Origin of the sequence: Streptosporangium sp. OZ121, from assembly GCF_051918885.1 — a bacterium.
GTDB lineage: Bacteria > Actinomycetota > Actinomycetes > Streptosporangiales > Streptosporangiaceae > Streptosporangium.
In genome coordinates this window covers 156,703-168,712 of the sequence record NZ_JBPXMC010000001.1, presented here as the reverse complement: position 1 = coordinate 168,712, position 12,010 = coordinate 156,703, and the positions used below count along the sequence as shown (strand labels likewise).

At 71.4% G+C, this 12,010-nt stretch carries 10 protein-coding genes; 6 read left to right on the top strand and 4 right to left on the bottom strand.

The features are described 5' to 3' along the window. Positions 1-3: 3 nt before the first annotated feature. The 6 genes from ACTOQ1_RS00760 (at position 4) to ACTOQ1_RS00735 (ending at position 6,476) form a co-directional block, all read left to right on the top strand. Positions 4-765, top strand: a complete 762-nt coding sequence (locus ACTOQ1_RS00760; RefSeq protein ID WP_440063634.1) for a LytR/AlgR family response regulator transcription factor — start codon at positions 4-6, stop codon at positions 763-765. Next, positions 762-1,265, top strand: coding sequence for a hypothetical protein (locus ACTOQ1_RS00755; RefSeq protein ID WP_440063633.1), 504 nt, complete (start codon positions 762-764; stop codon positions 1,263-1,265). Before ACTOQ1_RS00760 ends, ACTOQ1_RS00755 begins: the two co-directional genes overlap by 4 nt. A gap of 139 nt (positions 1,266-1,404) precedes the next feature. After that, entirely contained in the window at positions 1,405-2,904 is a 1,500-nt protein-coding gene (locus tag ACTOQ1_RS00750; RefSeq protein ID WP_440063632.1) for a sodium/solute symporter, read from the top strand. Positions 2,905-3,183: 279 nt separating this feature from the next. Beyond that, complete coding sequence (locus ACTOQ1_RS00745) at positions 3,184-4,365, top strand: MFS transporter (RefSeq protein ID WP_440063630.1); 1,182 nt, start codon at positions 3,184-3,186, stop codon at positions 4,363-4,365. A 174-nt stretch (positions 4,366-4,539) separates the two neighbouring features. Continuing rightward, complete coding sequence (locus tag ACTOQ1_RS00740; RefSeq protein WP_440063628.1) at positions 4,540-4,869, top strand: DUF485 domain-containing protein; 330 nt, start codon at positions 4,540-4,542, stop codon at positions 4,867-4,869. Further along, positions 4,866-6,476, top strand: coding sequence for a solute symporter family protein (locus ACTOQ1_RS00735; protein WP_440063627.1), 1,611 nt, complete (start codon positions 4,866-4,868; stop codon positions 6,474-6,476). The genes ACTOQ1_RS00740 and ACTOQ1_RS00735 overlap by 4 nt, the downstream gene beginning before the upstream one ends. Before the next feature lie 97 nt (positions 6,477-6,573). Here ACTOQ1_RS00735 and ACTOQ1_RS00730 read toward each other — a convergent pair whose 3' ends face one another. The 4 genes from ACTOQ1_RS00730 to ACTOQ1_RS00715 all read right to left on the bottom strand — a co-directional run bounded on the left by ACTOQ1_RS00730 (position 6,574) and on the right by ACTOQ1_RS00715 (position 11,937). After that, positions 6,574-7,518 (bottom strand): aldo/keto reductase, encoded by a 945-nt coding sequence (locus tag ACTOQ1_RS00730; RefSeq protein WP_440063625.1) that lies wholly within the window; start codon positions 7,516-7,518, stop codon positions 6,574-6,576. 111 nt (positions 7,519-7,629) lie between these two features. Then, a complete protein-coding gene (locus ACTOQ1_RS00725) occupies positions 7,630-9,138 on the bottom strand; it encodes a WS/DGAT/MGAT family O-acyltransferase (protein ID WP_440063623.1) in 1,509 nt (502 codons plus the stop codon). A 330-nt stretch (positions 9,139-9,468) separates the two neighbouring features. Beyond that, positions 9,469-11,154 (bottom strand): DNA polymerase/3'-5' exonuclease PolX, encoded by a 1,686-nt coding sequence (gene polX / locus ACTOQ1_RS00720; RefSeq protein ID WP_440063622.1) that lies wholly within the window; start codon positions 11,152-11,154, stop codon positions 9,469-9,471. A 105-nt stretch (positions 11,155-11,259) separates the two neighbouring features. Further along, entirely contained in the window at positions 11,260-11,937 is a 678-nt protein-coding gene (locus ACTOQ1_RS00715; RefSeq protein ID WP_440063620.1) for a cupin domain-containing protein, read from the bottom strand. Positions 11,938-12,010: the final 73 nt, after the last annotated feature.

The following is a 12,010-nucleotide window of genomic DNA, read 5'->3' as shown; positions in this document are numbered from 1 at the left end:
ACCGTGACCGGCCTGCGCGTCCTTGCGGTGGACGACGAGCTTCCCGCGCTGGAGGACCTGGCCTACCTGCTCCGGGACGACCCCCGTATCGAAGAGGTCTCCCTGGCCAGGGACGGGGCCGCCGCGCTGCGCGTCCTGGATCGGGCGATCGCCGACGGGCGGCCGATCGACGCGGTCTTCCTCGACATCCGGATGCGCGGGCTGGACGGGGTGGTGCTCGGCCGGCTGCTCTCCCAGTTCGCCAACCCGCCCCGGGTGGTCTTCGTGACGGCCTACGAGGAGCACGCGGTCGACGCCTTCGAGATCAAGGCCGAGGACTATCTGCTCAAGCCGGTACGGCCGGAGCGGCTGGCCGAGGCGATCCGCAGGGTGTTCGTCTCCGCGGAGCTGCCGGAGAGCGAGGGGGCGGGCCGCGCCGACCCCGACACCATTCCGGTGGAGCTCGGCGGTGTCACCCGGTTCGTGGCCAGTACCGAGGTCCGGTACGTGGAGGCGCAGGGCGACTACGCCCGCCTGCACACCGCGGGGGGCAGCCATCTCGTGCGCATCTCGCTGGCCACGCTGGAGGAGCGCTGGGCCTCCGCGGGGTTCGTGCGGGTGCATCGCAGCCATCTGGTCGCGGTCAAGCACATCGACGAGCTGCACATCGACTCGGGCCGGTGCGTGGTCCGCATCGGCGAGACCGAGATCCCGGTCAGCCGCCGCCACACCCGCGAGCTGCGCGACCTCCTGGTTCGCAGGGCGCGCAGGGGCAGGTCCGAATGAGCCGTGACCCCGAGCCCGGTGAGGGGGCCGAGCCGCGCCGGTGGATCGCCGACCGGACGCGCAGGGACGCCGACCGATCGCGTAAGGACGCCGAGCGGTCGCGCAGGGACGCCGAGCGGTCGCGCAGGGATGAGCGTCCGCGGCGCGAGGTGGTGACCAGCCCCCGCACGATGGCGCCTCGCCACCCCCGATACCCGGTCACCCGCGAGATCGACGAGCAGACCCGTCTGGGCGAGGTGTACATGCGCTCGCTGGTCCGTACCCAGTTCCGCCTGGCCCTGTTCGTCTGCACGGTGCTGGGGTGCGTGGTGGCGGGGTTGCCCCTGATGTTCCTGCTGGTGCCGGAGCTGCACGCGGTCCACGTACTGGGGATCCCGCTGCCCTGGGCGGTGCTGGGCGGTCTGATCTACCCGGCGTTCGTGGTCGGCGCCTGGCTCTACGTCCGGCAGGCGGAACGCAACGAGCGGCACTTCGCCGAACTGGTGGACAGGGCCCGTTGACCAGGCGACGGGCCGTCCCGGGGCCGGAGCCCGAGATCTTCCGGCCGGAACCTGAGGTCTCCGCGGCGGGAGACGTCACGGGAGGCGTCGAAGAGGACGTCGGGGGAGACGGCATGGAGGACGTCGGGGGAGGCGTCGGATGAGCACGGCGTACGGTGTGACGGCGGTCGTGCTGGTGGTGCTGGCGGCGGTGCTGATCGGCGCGTTCGGGATCAGGCTGTCGCGGACCACCTCCGACTTCTACGTCGCCTCCCGCACGGTCTCCCCGTTGTGGAACGCCTCCGCCATCGGCGGGGAGTATCTGTCGGCCGCGAGTTTCCTGGGCATCGCCGGGCTGATCCTCACCTACGGCGCCGACATGCTGTGGCTGCCGGTCGGCTGGACGGGCGGCTATCTGGTGCTGCTGGTGCTGGTCTCCGCGCCGCTGCGCCGCTCGGGCGCGTACACGCTGCCCGACTTCGCCGAGGCGCGGCTGGAGTCGATGGCGGTGCGGCGGATGGCCGGGGTGCTGGTCGTGCTGATCGGCTGGCTGTACCTGATGCCGCAGTTCCAGAGCGCGGGCCTGGTCCTGCGGGCCATCACCGGGGCTCCCGAATGGGCGGGGGGCCTGCTGGTGGCGGCCGTGGTCGCGGTGAACGTCATGTCCGGCGGCATGCGGTCGATCACGTTCGTGCAGGCCTTCCAGTACTGGCTGAAGCTCACCGCCCTGGCCGTGCCGCTGGTGTTCCTGCTGCTGGCGTGGCGCGACGGCGGCTCGCCGGGGCTGAGCGCGCGGGACGCGGCCACGTGGGCGCTGCCGCTGTCGACCGGCAGGGAGTACGGCCTCTACTCGACCTACTCGCTGATCCTGGCCACGTTCCTGGGCACCATGGGGCTGCCGCACGTGCTGGTCCGCTTCTACACCAACCCCGACGGCCGGGCGGCGCGCCGTACGACGCTGGTGGTCCTGTCGCTGCTGGGCGCCTTCTACCTGCTGCCGGCGGTGTACGGCGCGCTGGGCCGGATCTACGTCCCTGAGCTGGAGGGCAGTGACACGGTGGTCCTGTCGCTGCCCGGGCGGCTGATCGGCGGCGTGGCAGGGGATCTGCTGACGGCGCTGGTGACGGCCGGGGCGTTCGCGGCGTTCCTGTCGACCTCCTCGGGGCTGACGGTCTCGGTCGCCGGGGTCATCGGGCAGGACATCCTCAAGGGCGGGGTGCGGTCGTTCCGGGCGGCGGCGGTGCTGGCGGTGATCGTTCCGCTGGGGCTGGCGGCCTTCGCCCGCTCGCTGCCGGTCGCCGACGTCGTCGGCCTGGCGTTCGCGGTGGCGGCCTCCTCCTTCTGCCCGTTGCTGGTGCTGGGCATCTGGTGGCGGCGGCTCACCCCCGCCGGCGCGATGGCAGGGCTGCTCGCCGGTGGCGGCCTGGCCTGCGGCGCGGTGCTGATGACGATCGGCGGGGGGCCGCACACCGGCCTGGTCGGTGCTCTGCTGGCCCAGCCCGCCGCGTGGACGGTGCCGATCGCCTTCCTCGTCATGGTGGTGGTCTCGTTGCTGACGCCGGGGCGCATCCCGCCGAACGTGGCGCGCACGATGGTGCGCCTGCACACCCCCGAGATCCTCAATCTGGACCGGGGTGACTGGCGGCCCCGGTCCTCTTGACGGCTCCGGCGAGCTATGACGGAATGACGCTTATGGGCCGATATTTCGGTTGTTCTGACTAGGTTTGTTACTCGCCGGTTCCGGTGATGAGGCGCTCGCCGAGGTCGGCGACGCCCCTGCCGTGCTACCCGGGAGCCGGGTGGCACATCGGCCCGCCGTGCCGCGCGGGAGCCGGTCGGAACCTTGGCTCGCCGTGCCGCGCGGGAGCCGGTCGGAACCTCGGTGCGCCGCCGTGTCACATGGGAGCCGGCCGGCACACCGGTGCGCCGGTCAGCGGTGATGCCGGAGGTCCTGCGCCGGCCCCGGTTCCGGCTCGTCTACTTCGGGATGGCCGTCAGCCTGCTGGGCGACGCCTCGCTGCTGCTGGTACCCGGGATCCTGGCCAAGAGTCTCACCGGCTCCGACGCCGCGGCCGGGCTGACCCTGTTCTTCTTCATCCTGCCCCTGTGCTTCTCGCCCCTCTTCGGATACCTGATCGACCGGGTGGACCGCAGGAGGCTCCTGATCGTCACCTGCGTGCTGTCGGGCGCCTCGCTCGCCCCGCTGGTCGCGGTCACCGGGCCGGACACGGTCTGGCTGATCTACCCGGTGTCCGCGGCCATGGGCTGCTCGTACGCGGTGATCTTCTCCGCGCTCGGCGGGCTGCTCAAGGTCATCCTGCCCGAGCACCTGCTGGCCGAGGCCAACGGGGCCCTGCAGACCACCCGGCAGGGACTGCGCCTGTTCGGGCCGCTGCTGGGCGTGGCCGTCTACTCCGCCTTCGGGCTCGGCGCGCTCGTGCTGTTCGACATGATCACTTTCCTGGTCGCCGCGGGGGTCTTCGCGCTGCTCCCCGCGCCGGAGCCCCTTGCGCGCGTCTCGCCGGCCCCCTCGGGGCGCTGGCGCGAGGAGTTCTGGGCCGGGGCCCGCTACCTCTCCGCCGAACCGACGCTGCGCCGCGCGACCGTGGCGCTCTGCCTGATGTTCTCGGTGGCCGGGGCCGCCGAATCGCTGATCTTCGCGGTCATCGAGCACGGTCTCGCCAGGTCGCCGGAGTTCACCGCGTTCACCTCGACCGTGATGGGCCTCGGCGCGATCGCCGGGGGGCTGCGCAGTTCCACGGTGATCGCGCGCAGGGGCGAGCTGTTCGCGATCGGCACGGGCATCGGCCTGTACGGCGTGGCGGTCCTGTGCTGGGTGATCCCCGCGGAGGCGGTCGTGCTGGGGGCGATGATGGTGGCGGGCGCCGGGCTGACCCTGGAGGGGGTGGCCAGGACGACCCTGGTGCAGCGCCGCAGCCCGGCTCACCTCGTCGGCCGGGTCTCCACCGCCCTGGAGTCGCTCACCGGGTTCACCCAGCTGCTGTCCCTGCTCGGCGGCGCCGTGCTGGTGTCGCTCGTCGACTACCGCCTGCTGCTGGCGGTGGTGGGCCTGACGGTCTGCTGTGCCGGCGTTTACGCCCTGCGGGGCGGGCCGTGGTGAGATCGGGCTCCTGCGGGAACCGTTCGTCGTACGAGACGGACCTTTCACCGCAAGCCCGGTCCAACTGAACGCGACGCGGCGGCGCCTCGGCGAAGAGAGCGCGTGCGGGTCTCCTCCAGAGGTAGCGTCCACCCCTACGTTGTCCGTGATCCAGATCACATTTTGGGAGGTCCTGTGACCGCCAGGCAACATGATTCGTCGGTCTACGAAGAAATTCAGACCGACGCACGATTCCAGGAGTTGAAGAGGCGTTTCCGGGCCTGGGCGTTCCCGATGACCGCGGCGTTCCTCGCCTGGTACCTGCTGTACGTCGTCCTGTCCGCCTGGGGGCGCGACTTCATGGGCACGAAGCTTTTCGGCAACATCAACGTGGCGCTGATCTTCGGTCTGCTCCAGTTCGTGTCGACGTTCGGCATCGCCTGGGCCTACTCCCGTTTCGCCGAGAAGAAGCTTGACCCGCTGGCCGACGAGATCCGCCACGGAGTCGAGGGGAAGACCGAATGAGCCACCAGACCCTCTCCACGATCCTGTTCCTGCTCTTCGTCGCGGGAACGCTGGGCATCACCTTCTGGGCCAGCCGCAACACCAAGGACGCCACCGACTACTACGCCGGTGGCCGGTCCTTCAGCGGCGTGCAGAACGGCCTCGCCATCGGCGGCGACTACATGTCGGCCGCGAGCTTCCTGGGCATCGCCGGAATCATCGCCCTGTCGGGCTACGACGGCTTCCTGTACTCGATCGGCTTCCTGGTCGCCTGGCTGGTGGCGCTGCTGCTGGTCGCCGAGCTGATGCGTAACTCCGGCAAGTTCACCATGGCCGACGTGCTGGCCTTCCGGATGAGCCCCCGCCCGGTCCGTACGGCGGCGGGCGTCTCCACCATCACGGTGTCGATCTTCTACCTGCTGGCCCAGATGGTCGGCGCGGGCGCGCTGGTCGGCCTGCTGCTCGGCGTCACCTCGCCGACGGGCAAGGCGCTCACGATCGTCGGCGTCGGCATCCTGATGATCGTCTACGTGGTCGTCGGCGGCATGAAGGGCACCACCTGGGTGCAGATCGTCAAGGCCGTGCTGCTCATGGGCGGCGCGACCCTGGTCACCCTGCTGGTGCTCGGCCACTACGGCTTCAACCTGTCGGGCCTGCTCGGCGAGGCCGCCGCCCAGAGCGGCAAGGGCGCGGCCTTCCTGGAGCCGGGCCTGAAGTACGGCACCGAGGCGCAGGGCCTCGCGGGCAAGATCGACCTGATCAGCCTGGGCCTGGCGCTGGTCCTCGGCACCGCCGGCCTGCCGCACATCCTGATCCGCTTCTACACGGTCCCCACCGCGAGGGAGGCCCGCAAGTCGGTCCTGTGGGGCATCGGCATCATCGGCACCTTCTACCTGCTCACCCTCGTGCTCGGCTTCGGCGCGGCGGCGCTGGTCGGCGGCAAGGCGATCGTGGCGCAGGACAAGGCGGGCAACACGGCGGCGCCGATGCTCGCCGAGGCGGTCGGCAAGGCCATCTTCGGCGACGTGGGCGGCACCGTCCTGCTGGCCATCATCGCGGCGGTCGCCTTCGCCACGATCCTGGCGGTCGTCGCCGGCCTGACGCTGGCGTCGAGTTCCTCCTTCGCCCACGACCTGTACGCGCACGTGTTCAAGCGCGGCAACGTCACCGACAAGGAGGAGGTCCTGGTCGCCAGGATCTCGGCCTTCGTCATCGGCGCGGTCGCCATCGGGCTCGGCATCCTCGCCCAGGGGCAGAACGTGGCCTTCCTGGTCGCGCTCGCCTTCGCCGTGGCGGCCTCGGGCAACCTGCCCGCGATCCTCTACAGCCTGTTCTGGAAGAAGTTCAACACGGCGGGCGCGGTCTCGGCCATCTACGGCGGCCTGGTCTCCGCGCTGCTCCTGGTGATCTTCTCGCCGGTCGTCTCGGGCAGCGCCACCGCGCTGTTCCCCGACGCGAACTTCGCCTGGTTCCCGCTGAGCAACCCCGGCATCGTCTCGATCCCGATCGGCTTCCTGGCCGGGTTCATCGGTGCCCGCCTCAGCAAGGAGTACAGCGCGGAGAAGTACGCGGAGATCGAGGTCCGCTCGCTCACCGGCATCGGTGCCGAGAAGGCCACCCCGCACTAAACCCCTACCGTGCCCCCCGTACTGTGACCCCCCGTACGAACCGTGTGCGGAAGTGCGGGGACCCGGGGCCCGGCCGCGACGCGGCCGGGCCCCGTCGTCATGCGCGCCCGGCGGGCTCCTGGCGGGAGGCCTCGTCCAGCAGGGCCAGCTCGTCCCGCGACAGCGTCATGTCGGCGACCGCGAGCAGCGGCCGCAGCTGCTCGACGTTGCGGGCGCTGGCGATCGGCGCGGCCACCGTGGGCTGGGCGGCCAGCCAGGCGAGCGCGACGGTGGCCGGCACGGCGCCGTGGGAGGCGGCCACCTTGTCCAGGGCGTCGAGCACCCGCGGGCCGCGCTCCGTCTCCAGGTAGCTGGCCGCCTGGCCCGCGCGCGGGCTGTCCACCGTGGTCCCGGGCCGGTACTTGCCGGTCAGGAAGCCGCGGGCCAGGCCGAAGTACGGGGTGCTGGTCAGCCCCGCCTCGGTCACCACGTCGCGCAGCGCCCCCTCGTAGTCGCGCTCGAGCAGGTTGTAGTGCTGCTGCAGCACCCCGTACCGCGCCAGGCCGGCCTCCTCGGAGATCGACAGCGCCTCCGCGAGCCGCTCGGCGCTGTAGTTGGAGGCGCCGATGTTGCGGACCTTGCCCTCGGTGACCAGCTCGTCGAACGCGCCGAGGGTCTCCTCCAGGGGGGTGGCCGCGTCGTCGACGTGGGCCCAGTACAGGTCGATGTAGTCCGTGCGGAGCCGCCGGAGCGAGTCCTCGGCCGCCGCGCGGATGTTGGCCGCCGACAGCCCGGTGCGACCGCTCAGCGAGCCCACTTTGGTCGCCACCACGATCCGGTCGCGGTTGCGGCGAGAGGCCATCCACTCGCCGATCACGGTCTCCGACTCCCCGCCGGCGTGCCCGGGAGCCCACGCGGAGTAGACGTCCGCGGTGTCGACGAGGTTTCCGCCCGCCTCGGCGTAGGCGTCCAGGACGGCGAACGAGTCGTCCCGGTCGGCGGTCCAGCCGAATACGTTGCCACCGAGGCAGAGAGGGAACAGGTTCAGCTCAGAAAAGCTCATGGGCCAACTCTATTTCTTGACCAATCGCGCGGTTGCGGGACATCGGCGGTGATTCTCCAAGAGGCGTCCCCGCCCCCCAGTCCGGCTCTTCTCCGGGAGGCGCCCCCGCTCTCAGACGGGTGCCATCTCCCTGGCCGGCACGGGCGGCCCCACCGGGTCGATCCGCCCGGCCGGGGGCGGCTCGACCTGCTCCATCAGCTCGTCCATGGCCTCCCGCAGGTGGCCCATGAGCCGCCACACGTCGGCCACCCGGTCCGGGCAGGACAGGATGCCGAAGTCGAGCGAGCCGTCGTAGGAGAAGCAGGTGATGTTGACCCCGCCGCTCACGTCGGTGAGCACCGACATGGGGTGGTAGGCGAGCACCCTGGCCCCGCACAGGTACAGCGGGAGCTGCGGCCCCGGCACGTTCGAGACGATCAGGTTGATCGGCGGCAGCACGATCGAGGCCAGCCGGAACACCGCGGAGGTCGCCAGCGCGGTGACGGCCGAGGGCAGCATCGACGACAGCTCGCCCAGCCAGGCCGTGGGGGCGCCGGCGAAGCGCCGCTTGGCGCTGAGCATCGTGCCCGCCATGACGCGCAGGCGCTCGCGGGGACAGGCCAGGTCGGTCGGGATCGGGGTGACCATGACGGAGATCTGGTTGCCGACCACCTCCCGCGCGCTCGCGGTGCGGACCGCGACCGGGACCGCGGCGATCAGCGGCCGGTCGGGCAGCGCGTCGCGCTCGCGCAGCCACGCGCGCAGCGCCGAGGCGCACAGCGTCATGACCACGTCGTTGACGCTGGCCCCCGCGCTCCTGGCCACCCGCTTGACGTCCGCGAGCGGGATCGACCCGTAGGAGAAGCGCCGCTCGGCGCCGATCGGGCCGTTGAACGGGGTGCGCGGCGCGGTCAGCATGGGCGGCTCGGGCGGCTCGGTCTCCCTTCCCGCGATCAGCCGGGTGGCGGCGGCCACCTGCCGGGCGCCGGGCAGCGCCGAGGTCAGTGGCATCGTGTCGAGCTCGGCCGCCATGCGGCCCAGCGAGTACAGCGTCCTGGCGGGCTGGAGCACCGTCCTGGCCACGGCGCCGGCGAGCATGCCGGCCAGGCCGGGGGCGGTGGTCCGGGGTCCGGGCGCGGGCCGCTCGACGGCACGGGGTTCGGGCGTGAGGTCCAGCAGCGCCGCGAGCAGCTCCGCCCCCGACACCCCGTCGATGGCGCAGTGGTGGACCTTGGCGTACAGGGCGACGCGGCCTCCGGTCAGGCCCTGGATGAGGTGCATCTCCCACAGCGGGCGGTCCCGGTCGAGATGCCGCTCGTGGATCCTGGCCACCTTCTCGGCGAGCTGGGCGTCGTCGCCGGGGCCGGCGAGGGTCACCTCGTGGACGTGGCCGGCGACGTCGAGATCGGGGTCTTCCGTCCAGTACGGCCGGTCGAGGCCGAACGGCACGGTGGCCAGGCGCAGCCTCAGCGCCGGGGCCAGGTGCAGCCGCTCGCGCAGCAGCCGGACCAGGCACTCGCGGGTGACGGTCCCGAGGCTGGAGCAGGCGGGGTCGAGGATGGCCAGCCCCGCGACATGGGCCGCCGTGGTCGCCGACTCGGCGTGAAGGAACTGCGCGTCGAGCGCGGTCAGCTGGCGCATCGGTCGGGCCTCCTGGCGGAAAATGCGAGAAATCGGAGAACACGTGTTGCCATCATCACGTCGGCACGTTTCCCTCTCGTTTCCTCCGTAGGACCTCCGGCGTCTTTCGGGCGTCTTCTCTGGCGAGGTGCGGAGGCCCGCCGATCATCACTTTCCGTAACCTTCCCATTTCACACGGTAGGCATGCCTTCCGGGCGGGGTGATCCCGGCGATCTTTTCCGAAGGCGATACCCGTCCGTGGGCGTCCGGCGCCGCCTATATTACATATATTTCCTACCAAATAACTAGGCAATAAGTGAGGATGACACGCCCCCGCCTCCGGCCGTCGCCTCAGCGGCCGAGGAAGGCCAGCAGCCGCTTCAGCGGCCAGGTGTTGATCACATCGTCGGTGGTGAGCCACCCGCGCTGCGCGACGCCGATGCCGAACCGCTGGTTGTCGAGGTGCGGGACCGCGTGGGCGTCACTGTCGACGGAGAACTTCACGCCGTGGTGGTGCGCGAGCCGCACCAGGTCGGCGGGGAGGTCGGAACGGTCGGGGAAGGAGTCGATCTCCATCGCGGTGCCGGTGCGGGCCGCGGCGCGGAACACCTCGTCCCAGTCGGCGTCCACCGGCGGGCGGATGCCGATCCTGCGAGTCGTCGGGTGGCCGATGATGTGCACGTGGGGGTTCTCGCAGGCGGCGACGAACCGCCGGGTCATCTCCGCGCGTGACTGGTTGAAGTGCGAGTGGACGCTGGCCACGCACACGTCGAAACCCTCCAGCACCTCGGCCGGCCAGTCGACCGAGCCGTCGGGGGCGATGTTCAGCTCGCTGCCGTGCAGCAGCCGCATCTTCGGGTACTTCTTCTGCAGCGCGTGGATGCGCTCGCGCTGCTCCAGGGCCTTTTCCAGCTTCATCCGGTGCATCGCCAGGTCGGGCGCGTGGTCGGTCACCGCGTAGTAGGAGTAACCGCGGGCCGCGGCGGCGGCGACCATGTCCTCGAGGGAGGCGATGCCGTCGGTGAGGTCGGTGTGGGTGTGCAGGTCGCCCCTGAGATCCTCGACGGTGACCAGCTCGGGCAGCTCGTGCTTGAGCGCGGCGGCGATCTCGCCGCCGTCCTCGCGCAGGGCCGGCGGGATCCACTCCATGCCGAGCGCCTCGAAGACCTCCTCCTCGGTCGCGGCCGCGATCACCCGGTCGCCGTCGAACAGGCCGTACTCCGACAGCTTCCAGCCCTTCTTCACGATGATCTCTCGCAGGTGCACGGTGTGCTCCTTGGAACCGGTGAAGTACATCATCGCGGCGCCCCACGACTCGGCGGGGACCAGGCGCAGGTCGACCTGGACGCCCTGGGCGGTGCGGATCGAGGTCTTCTTCTCCCCCGAGGCGACGACCTCCGCGACGTAGGGCTGGGCCTTGAAGTCGTCCATCAGCGACTCGGGGCCGACCACGAGGACGTCGATGTCGCCGACGGTGTCCTTCATCCGGCGCAGCGACCCGGCGTAGGCGATCCGCTCGGCGCCCGGCAGCGAGGCGATGACCCGCTCCGCGAGGTCCATCGCCGTCCCGGTGTGCATCCTGGCGCTGTGCTCGGCCAGGTGCTCGACACCTTTGAGGAGGTTCTCCACGGTCTTGGCGCCGAAGCCCTTGACGCCGTCGAGGCGCCCCTCGCCGATGGCCTTCACCAGGGCCTCGGGAGAATCGATGCCCAGCTCCTGGAAGAGGAAGACGGCCTTCTTCGGCCCGAGCGAGGCCACCCGGGTCAGCCGGCGCACCCCCTGGGGGACCTTCTCCCGCAGGTCGTCGAGCTGGCGGAAGCTGCCCCGCTCCAGGTATTCCTCGACCTTCTTGGCGATCGCCTCGCCCACCCCGGACACGCTCCGCACGGGCACGGTCGTGATGTCGTCGGGGAACCCCGCGATCGCCCTGGCGGCCTTCTGGTAGCTGCGGACCCGGAACGCGTCGCCGCCGTTCATCGCGAACAGCTCGGCGTACTCCTCCAGGGCGGCGGCGACGTCATCGTTAGCTCGTGCCATGTCCCCAGCCTAGAAGATCGCACCGACATTTCCCGGTTCCGGCCGTCACGTGACACCGGGCGGCGCGCGCCGCCGCGCCGCCCGGTGTCACGCCCCCCGGCTCCCTCAGGCCCCGCCCCGGTCCGGCAGGTCCTGAAAGTCCGCCGGGTAGGTCATCAGGTGGCCGCACATGCCGTCGCGGGGTACGGCGGGCACCTGGGTGACCGCGGCCTCGCGCAGGTGGGCGAGGTCGCCGCCGCGCAGCGCGGCCAGCTGGGCGCCCGTCGTCTCGGCGGCGCGCAGCGGGCCCTCGCGCCAGCGGGACTCGAAGGCGTCCAGGCGGGGGGCGACGATCGCGGCGGCGGCCTCCAGGAAGGCGGCGAAGCCCGTGCGGCCCTCGGCGCGCAGCCGCAGGAACCCCTCGACGGCCAGGTCGCGGCGCTCGCGCGGGGCCGAGCCCGCGGCGGCGGCGTACCGGGCGGGGTCGGCGAGGACGTCGGGGGGGAAGGTCAGGACGGCGTCACCGGCCTCGGGCAGGCCGCTGTTCTGCATGAGGACCACGATGCGCAGGCCGCCGCCGTTGACCAGGCGGTGGACCGTGCCGGGGGTGAACCGGACGACGGAGCCGGGAGCCAGCGCCGTCTCCTCGTACCCGTTCCAGGTCAGGGTCTGCACGCTTCCGGAACCGGCCACCACGGCGTAGGCCTCCGCGCACAGCGTGTGCAGGTGGGGCGAACCTCCGCGCAGGCCGTCCTCGGTGGGCCAGTCGTAGACGGTCAGATCGCTCACGCCTGTGCCGAACACGGGTGCTCCTCACTCCTGCCGGACATCTCCGCCGGACACTTCAGCCGAGCTTCGGTCGAACATCTCCGCCGGC

Coding starts and splice junctions, on each gene's coding strand:
- ACTOQ1_RS00750 (WP_440063632.1), top strand. CDS start 1,405: ATGAGCACGGCGTACGGTGTGACGGCGGTCGTGCTGGTGGTGCTGGCG.
- ACTOQ1_RS00730 (WP_440063625.1), bottom strand. CDS start 7,518: ATGAGCTTTTCTGAGCTGAACCTGTTCCCTCTCTGCCTCGGTGGCAAC.
- ACTOQ1_RS00745 (WP_440063630.1), top strand. CDS start 3,184: ATGCCGGAGGTCCTGCGCCGGCCCCGGTTCCGGCTCGTCTACTTCGGG.
- ACTOQ1_RS00755 (WP_440063633.1), top strand. CDS start 762: ATGAGCCGTGACCCCGAGCCCGGTGAGGGGGCCGAGCCGCGCCGGTGG.
- polX (WP_440063622.1), bottom strand. CDS start 11,154: ATGGCACGAGCTAACGATGACGTCGCCGCCGCCCTGGAGGAGTACGCC.
- ACTOQ1_RS00735 (WP_440063627.1), top strand. CDS start 4,866: ATGAGCCACCAGACCCTCTCCACGATCCTGTTCCTGCTCTTCGTCGCG.
- ACTOQ1_RS00725 (WP_440063623.1), bottom strand. CDS start 9,138: ATGCGCCAGCTGACCGCGCTCGACGCGCAGTTCCTTCACGCCGAGTCG.